9 protein-coding genes are annotated in these 20,077 nt (G+C 72.7%); 8 read left to right on the top strand and 1 reads right to left on the bottom strand.

What is annotated here, in order from left to right; translation table 11 throughout:
* Window positions 1-120 precede the first annotated feature (120 nt).
* The 8 genes from ACFY2Z_RS16800 to ACFY2Z_RS16765 all read left to right on the top strand — a co-directional run bounded on the left by ACFY2Z_RS16800 (window position 121) and on the right by ACFY2Z_RS16765 (window position 19,163).
* On the top strand, window positions 121-267 hold the full coding sequence (locus ACFY2Z_RS16800; RefSeq protein WP_390744901.1) for a hypothetical protein: 147 nt from the start codon (window positions 121-123) through the stop codon (window positions 265-267).
* A 43-nt stretch (window positions 268-310) separates the two neighbouring features.
* Window positions 311-6,796, top strand: a complete 6,486-nt coding sequence (locus ACFY2Z_RS16795) for an SDR family NAD(P)-dependent oxidoreductase (protein WP_390744900.1) — start codon at window positions 311-313, stop codon at window positions 6,794-6,796.
* Complete coding sequence (locus ACFY2Z_RS16790) at window positions 6,793-12,903, top strand: aminotransferase class III-fold pyridoxal phosphate-dependent enzyme (protein ID WP_390744899.1); 6,111 nt, start codon at window positions 6,793-6,795, stop codon at window positions 12,901-12,903. Before ACFY2Z_RS16795 ends, ACFY2Z_RS16790 begins: the two co-directional genes overlap by 4 nt.
* A gap of 42 nt (window positions 12,904-12,945) precedes the next feature.
* Window positions 12,946-13,971: an isopenicillin N synthase family dioxygenase gene (locus ACFY2Z_RS16785; protein ID WP_390744898.1), complete on the top strand. Its 1,026-nt coding sequence runs from the start codon at window positions 12,946-12,948 to the stop codon at window positions 13,969-13,971.
* Window positions 13,968-14,993 carry an isopenicillin N synthase family dioxygenase gene (locus tag ACFY2Z_RS16780; protein WP_390744897.1) on the top strand — a complete coding sequence of 342 codons (1,026 nt, stop codon included), beginning with the start codon at window positions 13,968-13,970 and terminating at the stop codon, window positions 14,991-14,993. Before ACFY2Z_RS16785 ends, ACFY2Z_RS16780 begins: the two co-directional genes overlap by 4 nt.
* Before the next feature lie 82 nt (window positions 14,994-15,075).
* Window positions 15,076-16,212: a glycine amidinotransferase gene (locus ACFY2Z_RS16775; protein WP_390744896.1), complete on the top strand. Its 1,137-nt coding sequence runs from the start codon at window positions 15,076-15,078 to the stop codon at window positions 16,210-16,212.
* A gap of 21 nt (window positions 16,213-16,233) precedes the next feature.
* Window positions 16,234-17,976, top strand: a complete 1,743-nt coding sequence (locus tag ACFY2Z_RS16770; protein WP_390744895.1) for a carbamoyltransferase — start codon at window positions 16,234-16,236, stop codon at window positions 17,974-17,976.
* Complete coding sequence (locus ACFY2Z_RS16765; RefSeq protein ID WP_390744894.1) at window positions 17,973-19,163, top strand: YqcI/YcgG family protein; 1,191 nt, start codon at window positions 17,973-17,975, stop codon at window positions 19,161-19,163. The genes ACFY2Z_RS16770 and ACFY2Z_RS16765 overlap by 4 nt, the downstream gene beginning before the upstream one ends.
* Before the next feature lie 40 nt (window positions 19,164-19,203).
* Here ACFY2Z_RS16765 and ACFY2Z_RS16760 read toward each other — a convergent pair whose 3' ends face one another.
* Window positions 19,204-20,076 carry an ABC transporter permease gene (locus ACFY2Z_RS16760; protein WP_390744893.1) on the bottom strand — a complete coding sequence of 291 codons (873 nt, stop codon included), beginning with the start codon at window positions 20,074-20,076 and terminating at the stop codon, window positions 19,204-19,206.
* Window position 20,077 lies beyond the last annotated feature (1 nt).

Raw genomic sequence — 20,077 nt, 5'->3', positions numbered from 1 at the left:
GCACCGCGACACGTACCGAGAAAGGGACAGGTACCGAGACAGTGACGACCCTCACCGCCACCGTGCGCCGCCCCCCTCCGGCCGCCCCCACCCCTCCCGCACCCGCCCGGAGAGCCGCTGATGGCCGGGCAGGCTGACACCGCCGCGGACCGCGCGCCGACCCGGCCGACCTGTCCGCGGTCCGCCCGCACCGCTCCCACGGCACTGGCCGACGCACTGCCGCGGCGCGGCACCGAGGTGCGCCTCCTACGCGCCTTCGCGCACTGAACCGCCGCTCCGAACCGCCGAGTTGTTGGAGGGAAACGCCACCATGGCCGGAACGACGCCGCACGACGAGCTGCTGGCCTCGCTGGAGCAGTCCGTGTACGTCATCGACAAGCTGGAGAGCGAACTCGCCCGCAGCCGCGAGGAGATCGCGATCGTCGGCATGTCCTGCCGGTTCCCCTCCGCGAACGGCACGGCCGAGTTCTGGCGGCTGCTGCGCGAGGGCACGGACGCCATCACCGAAGTCCCGCCGGACCGCTGGGACATGGCGGCGCTGTACGACCCGGACCCGGCCGCCGCCGGAAAGCTGTACACCCGCTACGGCGGCTTCGTGGACGGCGTGGACCGGTTCGACCCGCTGTTCTTCGGCATCTCCCCCAAGGAGGCGGCCCGGCTCGACCCCCAGCACCGGATGCTGCTGGAGGTCACCTGGGAGGCCCTGGAGGACGCCGGGCACGCCCCGAGAACCCTGCGCGGCAGCCGCACCGGCGTCTATGTGGGCATCGCCGAGAACGACTACGCGCGCCTCGTCGAGGAGGCCGCCGGCACCCGGCTGGAGCACTACGACGCCACCGGCACCGGCTTCTGCTTCGCCTCCGGCCGGCTCTCCCACGTCCTCGGGCTCCAGGGCCCCAACATGGCCATGGACACGGGCTGTTCCAGCTCACTGGTCGCCCTCCACCAGGCGGTGTCCGCGCTGCGGCTCGGCGAGTGCGACCTCGCCCTCGCGGGAGGGGTGCATCTGCGGCTGTCCCCGACCACCTCGCTGTCGCTGGCCAGGACCGGGGCGCTGGCCCCGGACGGCCGGTGCAAGACCTTCGACGCCCGCGCGGACGGGTTCGGCCGCAGCGAGGGCTGCGGGATCGTCGTCCTCAAGCGGCTGTCCGACGCCCGCCGGGACGGCGACACCGTCCTCGCCGTCGTACGCGGGTCGGCCGTCAACCACGACGGTCCCGCGAGCGGCTTCACCGTCCCCAACCAGTCCGCGCAGATCTCCCTGATCCGCGACGCGCTCGCCAACGCGGACGTCGCACCGGACGAGGTGTCCTTCGTCGAGACCCACGGCACCGGCACCGCCCTGGGCGACCCGATCGAGGTCGGCGCCCTCGCCGCGGTGTTCGGCCGCAGCCCGCACCCGGTGCTGCTCGGGGCCGTGAAGAGCAACATCGGGCACACCGAGGGCGCGGCCGGGATCGCCGGTGTCATCAAGACGGTTCTGGCGCTGCGGCACGGCGAGATCCCCGGCAACGTCCACTTCACCGAGCCCAATCCGCACGTCGACTGGGCGGACCTGCCGTTCACCGTGCCGACCGCGCCCACCGCGTGGCCTTCGGCGGGCGGCGCCCGGGTCGCGGGGGTCAGCTCCTTCGGCATGAGCGGCACCAACGCGCACATCGTGCTCGCCGCCGCCCCCGACGCCCTCGACGCCCCCGGGTCCGCGGAGTCCGGCCGTCCCGTGCACGTCCTGGCCGTGTCCGGGCGCACCGAGACCGCGCTGGCCGACGCCACCCGCCGGATGGCCGGCTTCCTGGCCGAGGGTGCGGGCGGGGCCTCCCTCGCCGACGTCTGCTTCACCGCCGACGCCGGACGGGACCACTTCGAGCACCGGCTCGCCGTGGTGGGCGGCTCGGCCGGGGAACTCGCCGAACGACTGATCTCGGGCACCGGGGCCCGCGGACACGTCCCCGCGCACCGGCCCGAGCCGACCGTGGCCTTCCTCTTCACCGGGCAGGGCGCGCAGTACCCGGGCATGGCACGCGAGCTGTACGCGGCCCAGCCGGTGTTCCGCCGGACGGTCGACCGCTGCGCCGTGCTCTTCGACCGCCACCTGGACCGCCCCCTGCTCTCCGTACTGCACCCGGAGGTCACCGGCGCCGTACGGGACGGGGAAGGCGGCCCGGGGCAGAAGCCGCTGGACCGTACGGAGTACACCCAGCCCGCCCTGTTCACGGTCGAGTACGCCCTCGCGGAACTGTGGCGCTCCTGGGGCGTCACCCCCGACGTGGTGCTCGGCCACAGCGTCGGCGGGATCGTCGCGGCCTGTGTGGCCGGGGTGTTCACGCTGGAGGACGCGACCGCGCTGGTGGCCGAGCGGGGCCGGCTGATGGGGGCGCTGCCGGACGGCGGGGTGATGGTGTCGCTGCGCGCGGACGAGGCCGCCGTCGCCGCCGCCGTCGTCCCGCACCCCCTGGTGTCGATCGCCGCCGTGAACGCGCCCGGCGAGGTGGTCGTCTCCGGTGCGGCCGACCAGGTGGAGTCGGTCGTGGCCGCGCTCGCCGAACAGGGCGTCGAGGCCCGCCGTCTGCCGGTGTCGCACGCCTTCCACTCCCCGCTCATGGCCCCGGTCGCCGAGCCGCTGCGCGCTCTCGCGCGACGGCTGCGCTACACGGCCCCGCGCATCACCGTGGTGTCGGACCTGACCGGTGCCCCGGCGGACGCGGACGAGCTGTGCGACCCCGAGTACTGGGTACGGCACGCCCTTCAGCCGGTGCGGTTCGCCGACGCCGTACGGGCCGCGCACAGCGAGGGCGCCCGGGTGTTCGTGGAAGCCGGTCCCAAGCCGGTGCTGCTGAGCCTGGGCCGGGCCTGCCTGCCCGATGCCGGGAACGACGTGGACGCCGTGGACGACGCGGACAGCGCCACGGCCTGGGTGCCGAGCCTCAGGCCCGGCCGGGAGTGGTCCGAGCTGCTGTCCGGCGCCGCTGCCCTGCATGTGCGGGGCGTACCCGTGGACTGGGCGGCCGTGGACGGCCGTACCCACGCCCGGCGGGTGCCTCTGCCCACCTACCCCTTCCAGCGCGAGCGCCACTGGTTCACGGCGCCGCCGGGAGGCGTGGCCCGGGCCGCCACCCGGGTCAGGCCCCTGCTCGACACCCGGGTCCGCCTTCCGCTGCACCGGGCGACGGTCTTCCAGACCGAGCTGGGCACCGGCATCCTGCCCTTCCTCGGCGAACACCGGGTGGGCGGGGCCGTGGTGTCGCCCGGCGCCTGCCATCTGGCGATGGCCGCGAGCGCGGCCGAGGCGGCCCACGGCGCGCGCACGGTCGTCCTGCGCGATGTGGTGTTCCCCGGCCCGCTGGTGCTGCCCGACGACGGCACGCGCACCGTCCAACTCGTGCTGAGCCCGGCTCAGGACGCCTCCGAGCAGGAGTTCCAGCTGCTCGACGCCACCGAGGCGGAGGGGGCCGACGCCGACGGGCCCGAGGACCCCGCGAGCGCTCCCGTGTTCGCCGGCGGCCGGGTGGTCACCTCGCAAGGACCCGGGACGGACCGGGTCGTGGAGGTGGCCGCCGTGCGGGACCGGCTCGGCCGGGAGACCGACCGGGACGCGCTCTACGCACGGCTCGCCGCCCACGGCATCGAACTGGGGCCCCGCTTCCGCAGGCTCGACCGGATCTGGGCGGACACGGACGAGGCCCTGGCCACCGTGACCCCGCCGGAGCCGGGCGCCGCCCCGCTCGCCCCCGTCCACCCCGGCCTGCTGGATGCGTTGTTCCAGGTCACCGAGGCGTGTGCGTTCGCCTCGGACGCGCCGGACGAGGCCCGGCTGCCGTTCGCGGTGGCCCGGCTCGTGGTGCATCCGCACGCCGACGAACGCGCCCACTGGATCCACGCCCGCCGTACCGGCGACGGCCGGTGGGACATCGACCTCCTGGACGCCGACGGCAGGCCCCTGACCGAGGTCGAGGGCTTCGAGGACCGTCCTGCCCGTGCCCTCACGGCCGCTCCTGCGGAGTGGGTGGAGTGGTTGGTGGGGGTGGAGTGGTCGGAGGTGGCTGGGGAGGTTGTGGGTCCTGGGCTTTCGGGGCGGTGGTGCGTAGTCGACGGGTCCGGTGGGTCCGGTGGTTTCGGTGGTTCCGGCCTGGTGGATCTGGGGCCGGGTGTGTCGTTGGTGGGGGATGTGGCGGAGGCGGAGCACGTGGTGTTCGTGGCTTCCGCGGGCGACGTGGTGATGGATGGGGGACTGTCGGCGGGTGCTGATGACGCGTCGCGTGCGTTGTCGTTGTCGGTGGGGTTGCTGGGGTTGGTGCAGCGGTTGGCGGCGTGTGCGGTGCCGCCGCGGTTGTATGTGGTGACGCGTCTGGGTCAGGTGGTGCGGGGGCTGGAGCGGCCTGATCCGGCGCAGGGTGCGTTGTGGGGTCTGGTGCGGACGGTGCATGCCGAGCATCCGGAGCTGCGGTGTGTGGTGGTGGACGGTGACGGGGCGACGCCGTTGGAGCGGTTGCTGCGTACGGAACTGCCGTACAGCGCGGTACGGGGCACGCGGCGGCTGCGCCCGGAACTGACTCCCGTCGCGGACCCCACCCCCGCCCCGGACCCCAGCAGGCTGGTGCTCACCGAGTACGGCGGACCGGAGTATCTGCGGTCGCAGCCGGTCCGGCGCCGGCCCCCGCAGGTGGGCGAGGTCGAGATCGAGGTGCGGGCCGCCGGCCTCAACTTCCGTGATGTGCTGGTCTCGTTGGGCATGATGCGGGACCACTACGCGCAGGCCTACGGTCTCGAACGCGCCGGGGACGTCCCGCTCGGCTTCGAATGCGCGGGCGTCGTCACCGCCGTGGGTCCCGGGGTGACCCGACCGGCCGTCGGCGACGCGGTGATGGCGATGACCGAGGGCGGCTTCGCGGACTACGTCACCACGTCGGCGACCCAGGTCGCCCCGCTGCCCGAAGGGCTGTCCATGACCGAGGGCGCCACGGTCCCGCTGGCGTTCCTGACCGCCTACTACGCCCTCGCCCGCCTGGCCGCGCTGCGGCCCGGCGAACGGGTGCTGGTGCACGCGGCCTCCGGCGGCGTGGGCGGGGCCGCGGTGCAGATCGCGCAGGCCCTCGGCGCGGAGGTGTTCGCCACGGCCGGCGCCGGCAAGCGGGACGCCGTACGGGCCCTGGGCGTCACCCATGTCCTGGACTCCCGCAGCACCTCGTTCGCCGAGGAACTGCTCGCCCTCACCGGCCAAAAGGGTGTCGACGTCATCCTCAACAGCCTCAGCGGCGACTTCATCCCCGCCGGTCTGTCGGTGCTCGCGCCCGGCGGTCGCTTCGTCGAGATGGGCAAGCTCGGCATCTGGTCCCCCGACCGGATGCGGAGCGAACGGCCCGACGTCGGCTACTTCCCGTTCGACCTCGGTGACGACGCCGAACGCGACGGCACGCTGCTGCCCGGCCTGTTCAAGGCGCTGGGCGAGCTGTTCGCGTCCGGCGCGCTGCGCCCGCTGCCCATGACGGTGTTCCCCCGCCGGGACGCGGCCCGTGCCTATGCCCATATGCAGCACACCCGGCACATCGGGAAGGTCGTGCTCACCTTCGACCGGCCCGTGCGGTTGTCGTCGGGGTCGGCCTATCTGGTCACGGGTGGTCTGGGTGGTCTGGGGTTGGTTGTGGCGCGCCGGTTGGCGGCGGAGGGTGCGGGTCATGTGGTGTTGGCGGGTCGGGGTGCGGGGGAGCCGTCGGCTGGGGTGAGGGCCGCGGTTGGGGAGATGGAGGCGTTGGGGGCGCGGGTGCATCTGGTGGTTGCTGATGTGTCGGTGCCGGGTGAGGTGGGGCATCTGGTGGATCGGGTGTGTGCGGTGGCTCCGTTGCGGGGTGTGGTGCATGCGGCGGGTGTGTTGGACGACGGGGTGTTGGGGGCGCAGTCGGGGGAGCGGTTCGGGCGGGTGTTCGGGCCGAAGGTGGTGGGTGCGGGTGAGCTGGACCGGGTGATCCGGGACCGGAAGGTGCCGTTGGACTTCTTCGTCGCCTTCTCCTCCGTCGCCGCCCTCCTGGAGGACGGCGGCCAGGGCAACTACGCGGCCGCCAATGCCTTCCTGGACGTGCTGATGGCGCGCCGCCGTGCCGACGGTCTGCCGGGTCTCGCGGTCAACTGGGGTCCCTGGGCCGAGGTCGGCATGGCCGCCCATATGGCCGACCGCATGGCCAGGACCGGCACCGCGATGATCCCCCCGGAGCTGGGCGCCGACGCGCTCATGGCCCTGCTCGGTGCCCCCGTCGCCCAGATCGGCGTGATGCCGACCGTGGGCCGCGACCGTCCCCGCCGGGCCGGGTCCGGTGACGGCGCCGAGTCCGCCCCGGCCGCCCGTTCCGAGTCCTGGCGCACCCGGCTGACGCAGGCGCCGGCCGCCGAGCGTTCCGGGCTGCTGCGAGGCTATCTGGAGCGGCAGCTCATCGCTCTGATGGAGCTGCCCGCCGGGTACCGCGTCGACGGGCACACCACGTTCTCCGAACTCGGCATGGACTCGCTGATGGTCGTCGAGCTGCGCAACCGCCTCCAGCGCGATCTGGAGGTGTCACTCGGCTCGACCGTCGCCTTCAACCACCCCACGGTCGAACAGCTCCAGACCCATCTGGAGGAACAGCTGGGCCTCGACCCGGAGCCCGGCGGCACGGCGGCAACCGCGTCGGCCCCCGGCTCGGCGAACGCCGCCGATGGCCCCGACGCCTCCGGCAGCCCGGACGCACTGCCCCTGGACGACCTGCGGGCGCTCGTCGACCGCGAACTCGACCTGCTGCTGAACGACGATGAGGACGCCACGCCGTGACCGACCACCACGACAGCAACGACGCGCTCCGACTGCGCAAGGCGCTCACCGCCATCCGCGGACTCCAGGCCCGGGTCCGCGAACTCGAACAGGAACGGTCGCAGCCGATCGCCGTCATCGGCATGGGCTGCCGCCTCCCGTCGGCCCCCGACCCGGACGCCTACTGGGAGCTGCTGCGCACCGGCCGCGAAGCGATCGGGGACATCCCCGCCGACCGGTGGGACGTGGACGGGCTCTACGATCCCGACCCCGGTGCCGAGGACCGTATGTACTGCCGACGTGGCGGCTTCCTCGACGATGTCGCCGGGTTCGACACGGGCTTCTTCGGCATCTCGCCGCGCGAGGCCAAACGGCTCGACCCGCAGCAGCGGCTGCTGCTCGAAGTCGCGTGGGAGGCGCTGGAGGACTCCGGGCACGACCCGCGCCGGCTGGGCGGCAGCCGTACCGGTGTGTTCGTCGGCATCTCGGAGGCCGAGTACCTCCACCAGATGCAGCGTTCTGCCGCGCACTCCGTGGAGATGCACGATGTGACGGGCACGGCCCTGAGCGTGGCGAGCGGCCGGCTCTCCTACCACCTCGGGCTGCGCGGTCCCAGCCTGGCCCTGGACACGGCCTGCTCGTCTGCCCTGGTCGCCGTGCATCTGGCGGTCCGCAGCCTGCGCTCCGGCGAGTGCGACATGGCGCTCGCCGGCGGAGCCAGCCTGATGCTGTCGCCGGACGCGTTCATCGCGTTCTGCAAGGGCTCCGCGCTCGCCGCCGACGGCCGCTGCAAGACCTTCGACAGCCGCGCCGACGGCTACGCCCGCGGCGAGGGCGCGGGCGTCGTCGTACTGAAGCGGCTCGCGGACGCCGTCGCGGCGGGCGACCCGGTGCACGCGGTGATCCGGGGCACGGCCGTCAACCAGGACGGACGGACCAACGGACTGACCGCGCCCAACGGCCTCGCCCAGCAGGAGGTCATCCGGGCGGCCCTGGCGGACGCGGGGATCGCGCCGCACGAGGTGGGCTATGTCGAGGCGCACGGCACCGGCACCCAGCTCGGCGACCCCATCGAGGTGGAGGCGCTCGGCACGGTCTTCGCCGACCGGGGCCCGGCGGGGCCGCTGCTGATCGGCGCCGCGAAGACCAACATCGGGCATCTGGAGGCCGCCGCCGGGGCCGCCGGGCTGATCAAGGCGGTGCAGGCGCTCCGGCACGGCCAGGTGCCCGCCAACCTCAACTTCCAGGAGCCCAACCCGCACATTCCCTGGGCGGACCTGCCCGTGGAGGTGCCCACCGAGCTACGGGCGTGGCCCGAGGGCGCCCGCGCCGCCGGAGTCAGCTCCTTCGGCTTCAGCGGCACCAACGCCCATGTCGTCCTGGAGCCCGCGCCCGCCGCCTGCGCCGCGACCGTCCCCACGGACCCCGCCGCACCCGAGGCGGCCCCGCTCCCCGACCGCCCCCGTCACGTACTCCCGCTGTCCGCGCGCACCCCGGAGGCCCTGCGCGAGCTCGCCGGCCGGTACGCCGCCTTCCTGACCGGCCCCGGCGCGCCCGCGCTCGCCGACGCGGCCCACACCGCCGGCACGGCGCGTTCGGTCCACCCGCACCGGCTGGCGGTCCCCGCGGCGGACGGCGCCGAGGCGGCCGGACTGCTGGCCGCCTACGCGGAGGGGCGCCGCGCCCGTGTCTCGTCGGGCCATGGCCCCGCACGCCCGGGCGTCGCGTTCCTGTTCACCGGCCAGGGCTCCCAGTACGAGGGAATGGGCCGGCTGCTGTTCGACACGCACCCGGGCTTCCGGCGCACGCTGGAGACCTGCGACGAGATCCTGCGCGGGCAGGCTCTGCTGGACGTCCCGCTGCTCGACGTGCTGTACCCGAGGCCGGGCGGCCCGGGACAGGGCCTGATCGACCGCACCTCGCACGCCCAGCCCGCCCTCTTCGCGCTGGAGTACGCGCTCGCGGAGCTGTGGCGCTCGTGGGGCGTCGAGCCGCAGGTCGTGCTCGGCCACAGCACGGGTGAGTACGCGGCCGCCTGTGTGGCGGGTTTCTTCGGCCTGGAGGACGGGCTCGGGCTGGTCGCCCGGCGCGCCCGGCTCATCGAGGACACCACCTCGGGCGGCGCCACGGCGGCGGTCCTCGCCCCGGCGGACGAGGTCGTACCGGCGCTCGAGCCCTTCGCCGGGCAGGTCGGCGTCGCCGGGCTGAACGGGCCCCGCGAGACCCTGATCGCGGGCACCGCCGACGCCGTCGCCGAGGCGCTCGCGGCGCTGAAGGCCCGGGGGCTGGACGGCCGCCCGCTGCGCATCCCGCACGCCCCGCACTCCCCGATGATCGAGCCCGCGCTCGCCGCGTACGAGAAGGCCGCCGCGCAGGTCACCTACGCCGCGCCACGGGTGAGGATGATCTCGAACGTGACCGGCGCACCGGTCGACGCGGTGGACGCCGCCTACTGGTGCCGTCATATGCGCGAGCCGGTCCGGTTCTCCGACGGGATGGCCGCCCTCGCGCGCGAGGACTGCGGCGCGATCCTGGAGATCGGTCCGCAGCCGGTGCTGCAACTGCTCGGCCGGCAGAGCTGGACCGGGCCCGCCGTGCGCTGGCCGTCCTCCCTGTGGGAGGGCCGCGACGACTGGAAGCAACTGCTGCACAGCGTCGCCGAGTTGTACACCGCGGGCGTGGACGTCGACTGGGCCGCGTTCGACGGCCCGTACCCGCGCCGTCGTGTGCCCGCCCCCACGTATCCCTTCCAGCGCACTCCCCACTGGTTCGCACGGAGAGAAGAGCCCACTGTGCCTGAGCAAGCCTCGCCCCAGGTGTACGCCCCCGCGCCGGCCACCGAGGCCGGGCGGCGCGAGCGCATCCTCGCCGATCTGCGTGAACGCGTCGGCGCCGGACTGGAGATGGTGGTCTCGGACATGACGCCCGGGACCACCCTGGTCGACCTCGGGGCGGATTCGCTGCTGATGGTGCGGATCATCCAGGACATCACCGATCTCTACGGCATCACGCTCACCGTCGGCCGTCTCTTCGACGACCTGGACACCCCCGAGGCCATCGCCGAGCACCTGGACTCCCATGTCCCGGCCGGGCACCCCCTGCCGGGCGACGTCCCCGCCCCGGCGCAGCAGCCCGCCCCGGCGCAGCAGTCCGCTCCGGCGCGGCCGCCCGCCCCCGCCGCCCTGCCCGTCCTCCCGGCCGCCGCCGCGGACCAGGGCGGCCTCGCCCAGTTGATGGCGGCGCAACTCCAGGTGATGCAGCGGCAGTTGGAGGTTCTGGCCGGGCACGGCGAGACCGTTCCCGCCGCGCTGCCCGCACCCGCGGTTGCTGCCGCAGTCCTCCCCGCGCCCCGTCGCGAGACGGCCCCCGCACCGGCCCCCACCGCCCGGCCCGACGCCGCCCGGCGCCCCGCCCCGGCCGCCGCCTCGCCACGGGAGCTGACCTCCGTCCAGCGGGCGCACCTGGACGAGCTGCTGGACACGTACAAGAAGCGGACCGCGGGCTCGCTGGCGCGGGCCGTCGACCACCGGGCGCGGCGGGCCGACACCCGGATGCGCTCGGTGCGGCCCGAGACCCGCTCCGTGTCGTACCCCGTCATCGGCGAGCGCGCGCACGGCGCCCACTTCTGGGACATCGACGGCAACGAGTACATCGACATCGCCATGGGCGTCGGCGTGCTGCTGTGCGGCCACGACCCCGACTTCGTCGCCGGTGCCGTCGCCGACCGGCTGGGCCACGGCCTCCAGCTCGGCCCCATCTCGTCGCTGTCCGACGAGGTCGCCGAGCTGGTGTGCGAGATGACCGGCGTCGAGCGGCTGTTCTTCGCGGTGACCGGCACCGACGCGGTCCGGGGCGCGCTGCGCATGGCCCAGGCGGCCACCGGCCGCTCCCGGTTCGTGATGTTCTCCGGGTCCTACCACGGCCAGGACGACCGGGTGCTGGCCCTGCCGGACGTGCTCGGCGACCCCACGCACTCCGTGCCGATGGCGCCCGGCATCTCCCCGCAGGCCGCCCAGGACCCGCTGATCCTCACCTACGGCGCCGCCTCCGCCCTGAGAACCATCGAGAAGCACGCCGACCAACTGGCGGGTGTGCTCGTCGAGCCCGTGCAGAGCCGCAACCCGGCGCTTCAGCCGGCGGAGTTCCTGAAGGAACTGCGGGAGCTGACGGCGCGGCTCGGCATCCCCCTCATCTTCGACGAGGTGATCACCGGCTTCCGGGTCCACCCGGGCGGCGCGCAGGCGTACTTCGGGGTGCAGGCCGACCTCGTCGCCTACGGAAAGGTCGTCGGCGGCGGCCTGCCGGTGAGCGTCGTCGCCGGCAAGGCCGAGTACCTGGACCGCGTCGACGGCGGGGTGTGGGCCGACGGGCCGGGCCCCGACCCCGACAGCGAGAAGACCTACATCGGGTCCACGTTCGAGATGCACCCGCTGGCCATGGCCAGTGCCCGGGGCATCCTGCGGCATCTGCGCGACCAGGGCCCCGGGCTCCAGGAGGCCCTCACCGCGCGCACCACCCTGCTCGCGGAGACCCTCAACGCCTTCTTCGAGGCCGAGGAGGTGCCCATCCGGGTCCTGCACTTCTCCTCGGTGTTCCGGTTCGCGTGGCGCGGCAACGCCAGCTACGCGTACCAGCCGCTGGAGATCGAGGTGTTCCACTTCCACCTGCTGACCCGGGGCATCTACCTCTGGGAGGGGCGCACCTGCTTCCTGTCCACCGCGCACACCGACGAGGACATCGACGGCATCGTCACCGCCGTCAGGGAGTCCGTCGCGGCCATGCGCGAGGGGGAGTTCCTGCCGCCCGCCCCCGGTGCCGCCGCCGGCCCCGTCCCCCTCGGCGAGGAGCAGCGCCCCCTGCTGGCCCTGGAGCGCGCCGCCGCCGAGGGCGCGCCCTCCTGGACGGTCCCCGAGGACATCCGGCTGCGCGGTCCCCTCGACCTGCCCGCACTGCGCCGCGCCGTGGCCGCACTGACCGCTCGCCACGAGGCGCTGCGCACGGTCTTCCCCGACGGCGGCGCGAACGGGACCGCTGAGGTACGGGCCGCCGTCGACCTCCCGGTGGAGACCGTCGATCTCACCGAGGTCCCCGCCGACCGGCGGGACGAAGCGGTCGAGGCGTGGTGGCGGGAGGCGATGGCGCGGCCGTTCTCCCTCACCGAGGGGCCGCTGCTGCGCGTCGCCGTGCTCCGGCTCGCCCACGATCTGCACGAACTGGCCCTGCTCGCCCACCACATCGTCTCCGACGGCTGGTCGGTGTCCGTCCTCACCGAGGAGCTGGCCGCCCTCTACACCGCCGAACGCCGCGGCACCCCCGCGACGCTCGGCCGTCCCCTCCAGCACCGGGACATCGTGCAGTGGCAGGAGCGGCGGCGGCCCGAGCTCGCCGAGCACCAGGCGTACTGGCTGGAGAGGTTCCACGACGGCTTCCCCGACACGCTGCTGCCCACCGACCGCGACCGGGACGGCGACCCGGGCACCCACCACGGCGCCCGTTTCACCACCACCCTCGACGCCGATTCGCTCACCGCGGTCAAGAAGGCCGGACGGGCCCACAAGGCCAGCCTGTTCATGACCCTGCTCACCGCGTACAACCTGCTCGTCCACGAACTGACGGGCCAGGACGACATCGTGGTCGGCACCCCCCAGGCGGGCCGCTCCCTGAAGGACAGCGACTCGGCCGTCGGCTACTGCGCCCACTTCCTGCCGGTCCGCAGCACCCTGGCCTCTGACACCACCCTCGCCGGCCAACTGCGAGCCACCCGGCAGGCCGTGCTGGCCGCGTTCGAGCACCAGGAGGTGCCGTTCACCCGGGTGCGCGACGCGCTCGGCGCGGACCCCGCCGCCTTCCCGCTGCCGCTGCGTACGGTCTTCAACCTGGACCGGGCCACCCCGTGCCCCGACTTCGACGGGCTCCAGGCCGAGTTCCGGCCCGTGCCGACACGGTTCGCCCTCACCGACTTCCGCCTAGACGCCCTGGAGCACGACGGCGGACTGCGCCTGGACTTCGACTACCGCACGGACCTCTTCGACGACGCCCGTGTCCGCGCCTGGGCCGCCAGGTTCCGGGCGTTGCTGGAGGCACTGGCCGACCGTCCCGAGCTGCGTGTCGAGGAGCTGCCGCGCTGAACCTGCCCGAGTGCACACCGAGCCCCGACCCGAGGAGAGCCCGTGATCCCTGTACTCGCACTCGCCGACCTGGAGGCCGGCCGGCCCGCGACGCTCGACCGGCTGCACGACGCGCTCCGTGAACACGCCCTCGTCCATGTCGACGCCCGAGCCGACCTCGGACCCGGGTTCTTCCCCGCGCTCCACGAGCAGACACGGGCGTTCTTCGCCCTGCCCGAAGCGGCCAAGCAGGCACTGGACATCGACAGGTCGGCCAACTACCGGGGCTATGTCGCGCAGGGGGCCGAGTACACGGGCGGCGTGCCCGATCTGAAGGAGTCCTTCGAGTTCGGCAGGGAGACCACCGCGCCCGAGGGCGAGGAGCAGCCCTGGCACGCCGCCCTGTACGGCCCGAACCAGTGGCCCGACGCGTCCGTGCTGCCCCGCTTCCGGCCCGTGGTCGAGGCGTACTCGGCGGCCATGGACCGTATCGCCCTGGCGGTGCTGCGCGGTCTGCTGCTCACCCTGGACCAGCCGGCCGACGCGGAGGACTCCGTCACGGCCGGCGAGCTGTGCTCCTACTCGCGGCTGATCCGCTACCGCGACCCGGCCGGCTTCGGCGCCGACCAGACCCGGCTGGGACGGCACACCGACAGCGGGCTGCTCACCGTCAGCCTCCAGGAGCAGCCGGGACTCGAGGCCGAGGCGGCGGACGGCCGCTGGCTGCCCGTGGAGCCGCCCGCCGACGTCCTGTCGGTGTTCGGCGGCGAACTGATGGAGGTGTGGACGCACGGCTACTACCGGGCCTGTCCGCACCGCGTCCACAACTCGGCGCTGCGCGGCGAGCGGCTTTCCTACGCGTCGTTCTTCCTGCCCGACCTGCGCCGCCCGCTGGTCCCGGTGGACCGCGCGGCCGGACCGCGGCTGAGCGGCCCCCTCGCGGTGCCCGCCGGCAACTCATGGCTCGCCGGGGGCCGGGGGCCGAACCCGGCCACCCCCGTCGGCGAGCTTGAGTGGGCGCGCATGAACGTGATCTTCCCCGGACGGAACGACGACGGCACGCACACCGAGAACGGAGAGGGGCAATGAACCACAACACCCACGGAACGGCCTTCAAGGAAGTCCCGGTCATCGGCATCGGCCCGCTGGTCACCGCCGACCCCGACCCCGAGGAGCTGCGGCTGACCGTGGAGCGGATCGGCGAGGCCTGCCGCGACGTCGGCTTCTTCTACATCACCGACCACGGCATCTCCGAGGCGGACAGCCGCGCCCTGTTCGGCGCGGCCCGGGACTTCTTCGCCCTCCCGCTGGAGGAGAAGATGAGGATCCGGCTCGGCATCACCGAACAGTTCCGCGGCTATGTCCCGCTGGGCGGCGAGGTCACCGCGGGCAAGACGGACTGGCACGAGTGCCTGGACCTCCAGCCGGAGTCCGGCCGGCAGGCCAGCACCATCGCCGCCGCCGCGGCGGCCCGGCGCGCCGGCGTCCACCCGCTGGACGACCCGGGCCAGTGGCCGCCGGCGCTGCCGTCGTTCCGGGAGACCGTGATGCGCGCCTGGGACCAGCTGTACGGCCTGAGCGCCCGTATCGCCGCCGGTATGGCCCTCAGCCTCGGCGTCGACGAGCACCACTTCGCGCCGTACCACGGCGTGGAGCTGAGCGACCTGCGGATGGTGCACTACCCGCCGTACAACGAGACCGTCGGCCGGACCGCGCCCGAGAAGCTGGCGATGGCGGAGGTCGACCACGGCTTCGGCGCGCATGTCGACTACGGCTTCCTCGCGGTGCTCCAGCAGGACGAGGTGGGCGGTCTGGAGGTGCTGAACGCGGAGGGTGCGTGGATCCCGGCACCGCACATCCCCGGGACCTTCCTCGTCAACATCGGCCAGATGATGCAGCGCTGGACCAACGACCGCTACCGCGCCACCTGGCACCGCGTGCAGCTCCCGGGGGCCGTCGACCGCTACTCGATCCCCTTCTTCTTCGAGCCCGCCTACGACGCCGTGATCAGCCCGCTGGACGTCTGCTGCGACGACGAGAACCCGCCGCGCTACGAGGCCGTCCAGTTCGGCCCCTACGTGGTGGAGCTCTTCTCCAAGGCCTACGACTGAACCCGCGTCCGAGGTCCCCGACCGACCCCGCGCGGCCCGTCACGACTCCCGCACATCCGACACCAGGAGACAGGTACCGCTCATGGACAAGCCGCTGATCGTCAACTCGTGGAACGAGTGGGACCCGCTGCAGGAGATGGTGGTCGGCTCCGCCGACAACGCCTCCTTCGAACCCGTGGAGCCCGGCAGCCGGCCCGCCGTCCGCAACGCGCCCGACACCCCGTTCCCCACCGGCCCCAAGTCCAAGGAGGCCATCGACCGGGCCAACGAGGAACTCGACGGTCTGGTCCGGGTGCTTCAGTCCCAGGGCGTCACCGTGCGCCGCCCCGAGCCGCACGACTTCTCGGCCCCGGTGCGCACCCCCGACTTCGAGGTGGAGAACCAGTACTGCGCGGTCTGCCCGCGCGACGTGATGATCACCATGGGCAACGAGATCATCGAGGCCACCATGTCGCGCCGCGCCCGGTACTTCGAGTACCAGCCCTACCGCAAGCTGGTCTACGAGTACTGGAACGCCGACCCCCGCGTCGAGTGGACGACCGCGCCCAAGCCGTCGATGGCCGACGGGATGTACCGCGAGGAGTTCTGGGAGTGGCCGCTTCAGGAGCGGCACGCCAAGATGCACTCCTTCGAGTTCTGCGTCAACCAGGACGAGGTCGTCTTCGACGCCGCCGACATGAGCCGGCTGGGCCGCGACATCCTGGTCCAGGAGTCGATGACCACCAACCGGGCCGGCATCCACTGGCTCAGGCGCCATCTGGAGCCGCGTGGCTTCCGCGTCCACCCGGTCCACTTCCCGCTGGACTTCTTCCCCTCGCACATCGACTGCACCTTCGTGCCGCTGCGCCCGGGACTCATCCTCACCAACCCGGAGCGCCCGCTGCGCGAGGGCGAGGAGCGGATGTTCCTGGACAACGACTGGGAGCTGGTCGAGGCCCCGCAGCCGGTCCTGAACAACGACGAGATGCCGCTGTACTGCCAGTCCTCCAAGTGGCTGTCGATGAACGTGCTCAGCATCTCCCCGACGAAGCTGATCTGCGAGGAGCAGGAGAAGCCCCTGCAGGACCTGCTCGACAAGCTCGGCTTCGAGGTCTTCACCGTCCCCTTCCGCAACGTCTTCGAGTACGGCGGCTCCCTGCACTGCGCCACCTGGGACGTGCGGCGCGAGGGGACCCGCGAGGACTACTTCCCCCGTCTCGCCTACCAGCCGCTGGTCTGACCGCTCACGATGGGAGCCCCCATGTACATCCTCGGCATCAACTCGGTCTACCACGAGTCCTCGGCCGCTCTGCTGAAGGACGGCGAACTGGTCGCGTCGGCGGAGGAGGAGCGCTTCAACCGCGTCAAGCACGGCAAGCAGGCCCGTGCCGACAACCCCGACGAACTGCCCATGAACGCCATCCGGTTCTGCCTGGACAAGGCGGGCATCACCCTGGCGGACGTGGACCACGTCACCTGCGCGGCCGACCCGGCGGAGATCCAGGCCGTCAGGGACGGCGGACTGCCCTCCCCCTGGGACAGCACCGAGAAGCAGTCGCTGTTCCTCGCCACCCTGCCCGGCATCCCCAAGAAGTTCGCGGAGTCGGGCTTCACCGGTGACTTCCACTGGGTGGCGCACCACACCGCGCACGGCGCGTCGGCGTACTTCGCGTCCGCCTTCCCCGACGCCGCGGTCCTGGTCGTCGACGCGCTCGGCGACGACGCCTACTCGACCCGCTTCTACCACGGCCGGGGCAACGCCCTGGAGTGCGTACAGAGCGTCCGCTACCCGGCCTCCATCGGCTATCTGTGGGAACTGGTCTCGGTCTTCCTCGGCTTCGGGGTCTACGACGCCGCCAAGGTCATGGGCCTCGCCGCGTACGGCGAACCGGCACGGTTCACGGAGGGCTTCGACCGGCTCGCCCGGACCACCGAGGACGGCGGCTTCGACATGCGCCACGACCTGCTGAAGTTCAGCGACATCCTGTACTACCCGCCGTCCGCCGACACCTCGGGCCTGGAGTCGGTGCTCGGCGTCCGGCCCCGGCGCCCCGACGAGCCGCTGGAGGACGTGCACCACGACATCGCCGCGGCGCTCCAGGAGAAGACCAACGAACTCGTCCTGCACATGGCGCGCCATCTGCACGACGTGACGGGCGCGACCCGGCTCTGCCTGGCGGGCGGCGTCGCCCTCAACTGCGTCACCAACCAGGTGGCCTTCGAGCAGGGCCCGTTCGACGAGCTGTACGTCCAGCCCGCGGCTCACGACGGCGGACTCGCCCTGGGCGCCGCCCTCCATGTGTGGAACGCGATCCTCGGCCAGAAGCGCGGCTCGGAGATGCGCCACGCCTACTGGGGTCCGTCCTACACCGAGGCGGAGATCGAGAAGGAGCTGTCCGCCCGCGACGGCCTGGTCGTGGAGCGCCCCGAGGACTACGAGAAGCGGGTGGCGCACCTGCTCAGCGAGGGCCATGTCATCGGGCTGTTCCAGGGGGCCATGGAACTCGGCCCCCGGGCGCTCGGCAACCGCAGCATCATCGGCGACCCTCGCAGCCGCTCCATGCGCGACGACCTCAACCACAAGGTCAAGCACCGGGAGTATTTCCGTCCGCTGGCGCCCAGCGTGCTCAGCGAGGCGGTGCCCGAGTGGTTCGAGGTCGCCAAGGAGACCAGCGCGGGCGACTTCATGCTGATGGCGTACCCGGCGAAGGCCGACAAGTACGACCGGATGGGTGCCGTGCTGCACGTCGACAACACCTGCCGCATCCAGGCCGTGCGCGCCGACGTCAACCCGCGCTTCCACCGCATCATCAGCGAGTTCGAGGCGCTCACGGGTGTCCCCATGGTCCTGAACACCTCGTTCAACGACCAGGAGCCCATCATCTGCTCGCCGGCCGACGCCCTGGCCACCTTCCTCAAGACCGAGATCGACTATCTGGCCATCGGACCGTTCCTCGTGCGCAAGGACGTCTCGGAAGGAGGCGTGGAGGGGGCGGCGGGATGAGGCCGCACATCGCGCGCATCCAGGAGGCGGTGCGCCGCATGGTCGAGGACCGGGGCCCGTACTGGGCGCCGGACCCGGCCGATGTGTATCTCGCCGAGCGGGTGGCCGCCCTGCGCGAGGCCGGTGGCGGCGATGCCGCCGACCGGTCCGCCGCGGGGCGGCACCTCGCCGAGGTGATCGTCGCGGCGGTGGCCCTGGCCAACGGCTACGGCATCCCGCTGCAACAGGCGTTCATCGAGTCGTCCTGGCCCGCCGACCTGACCGAGGCGTCGCTGTGGCCCGAGCGGCCGCTGCCGCTGCCCGAGGCCGTGGACCGGCTGACCGCCGCCGCCGAGCCGGTCCGCCGGACCATGGCCTTCCATCGCTCCGACGCCCGGCAGGGCGGCGATCCGGACCTCGTGGCCCTGCGCCGGCTGCTGCCCGACGTGCTGAGGGCCGCGATCGCCGGCTTCGCCTCGTACGAGGAGCTGAGCGAGCAGCTGGTGCGGTTGCTGGAGTCCACCCGGGGCAGGGAACGGGCGGTGGCGGAGTCGGAGTTCGACCCGTCCCGGGCCGAGTCCGTCCGGCTCATCCGCCCCATCCAGATGGAGACCTTCTGCCCGTTCGCCCAGAAGTCGGTGCTGTGGGGACCGCCGTCCTACGACGAGGACCGCTCGTTCGCGGACAACATGAAGGCGTCCCTGCCGGCCGTGCGCCGCTTCCTGCGGATTCTGGACCGCGATGTCATCGACGGATTCGTCTACGCCTTTCCCACCCGGGTGTTCGGCGACACGTTCGACGAGCTGACCCAGGTTTTCCGGAATTTCATGGAGTTCTTGCACCGGAATCTCACGGAAGCGGCTCCCGCGGGTCTTGATCCGGCGATCGCGACCGATCCCCGGTGGTACTTCGTTCTGGAGGGAGAGGAATGTTTCATCAGTGTGTTCGCGCCGTGCTACCCGCATGACCATTCGCGGTACATGAATGGTGTCGAGGGCCATTTCATCTTCATGCTCCAGCCCGAGGCGGCGATCGTGCGGGTGCTGACGAAAGACGACTACCACCCGCGTTCCGAGGCGATACGCCGGCGATTCCAGGACGGATTCCAGCGCTACCCCCTGGCCGATCTGGAGATCGACCGGTTCCTGCTGCCGCTGCGGGCGGACGACCCGCCCGTCAGGTGGTACGAACTGGCGCCCACCCTCTGACACCCTCCGAACCGGCCCCGCCGTCGTCCGGGGCCGGTCCTCAGCTCAGCAGCAGCTTCCCGATCCGGCGCGAGGCGATGTACAGCCCGCCGGCGGCCAGTACGGCGAGGAACCCGACGTGTCCGATCATGGTCGGGTCCAGCACCCCGACGGACAGTCCCCGGGCCAGCTCGATGCCGTGGTAGAGCGGCGACAGCTCCACCAGCCACCGCAGCGACGCCGGGTACACCGACATCGGGTAGAAGGTCGTGGAGAACAGGAACATCGGCATCACGACGGCATGGATGTAGTCGAACTGCGAGGACGACCGCAGCAGCGTCGCGCACACCATGCCGATCGCCGCGAACGCGGTCGCGATGAGCAGGGCCGTCGGGATCAGCAGCAGGGCCCACGGGGATGTGGCGAGCCCCATGGCCGCCATCACACCGAGGAACGCCACCGCGTACAGACCGCTGCGCAGCACCGCCCAGGAGATCTCGCCGATCGCCACGTCCAGCGTGCCCATGGGGGTCGCCAGCACCGCGTCGTAGAGCCGGTCGAAGCGCAGTTTGTAGAAGATGCTCAGCGTCTCGTAGACCGCGCCGTTCATCGCGGAGGCCACCAGCAGCGCCGGGGCGACGAACGCGACGTAGCTCATGGGACGGCCGTCCGGACCGGTCACCTCGCCGATCAGCGAGCTGAACCCGACCTGGAACGCCAGCAGATAGAACAGCGGCTCGAAGACTCCGGACACCAGCACCAGCCAGGCCCGGGAGTACAGCAGCACACTGCGTTCGACCAGGCGGAAGGACAGTCCGGAGTACGAGCCGGCGGGCAGCATCCGCAGCAGCGGACCGCCGCCGACGGGCCGCCCGCCGACGGTGGGCCGGGCACCGGCCTCGGGGGTCCGGGCGGTGGTCGTCGGCTCGTTCACG

It is taken from the genome of Streptomyces sp. NPDC001222 (assembly GCF_042896945.1).
Lineage (GTDB): Bacteria > Actinomycetota > Actinomycetes > Streptomycetales > Streptomycetaceae > Streptomyces > Streptomyces gibsoniae.
This window is presented reverse-complemented; position numbering and strand designations above follow the sequence as displayed.

What these genes read in the sequence shown, in the direction of transcription:
- ACFY2Z_RS16765 (WP_390744894.1), top strand. Translation starts at nt 17,973, where the DNA reads ATGAGGCCGCACATCGCGCGCATCCAGGAGGCGGTGCGCCGCATGGTC.
- ACFY2Z_RS16780 (WP_390744897.1), top strand. Translation starts at nt 13,968, where the DNA reads ATGAACCACAACACCCACGGAACGGCCTTCAAGGAAGTCCCGGTCATC.
- ACFY2Z_RS16795 (WP_390744900.1), top strand. Translation starts at nt 311, where the DNA reads ATGGCCGGAACGACGCCGCACGACGAGCTGCTGGCCTCGCTGGAGCAG.
- ACFY2Z_RS16775 (WP_390744896.1), top strand. Translation starts at nt 15,076, where the DNA reads ATGGACAAGCCGCTGATCGTCAACTCGTGGAACGAGTGGGACCCGCTG.
- ACFY2Z_RS16770 (WP_390744895.1), top strand. Translation starts at nt 16,234, where the DNA reads ATGTACATCCTCGGCATCAACTCGGTCTACCACGAGTCCTCGGCCGCT.
- ACFY2Z_RS16800 (WP_390744901.1), top strand. Translation starts at nt 121, where the DNA reads ATGGCCGGGCAGGCTGACACCGCCGCGGACCGCGCGCCGACCCGGCCG.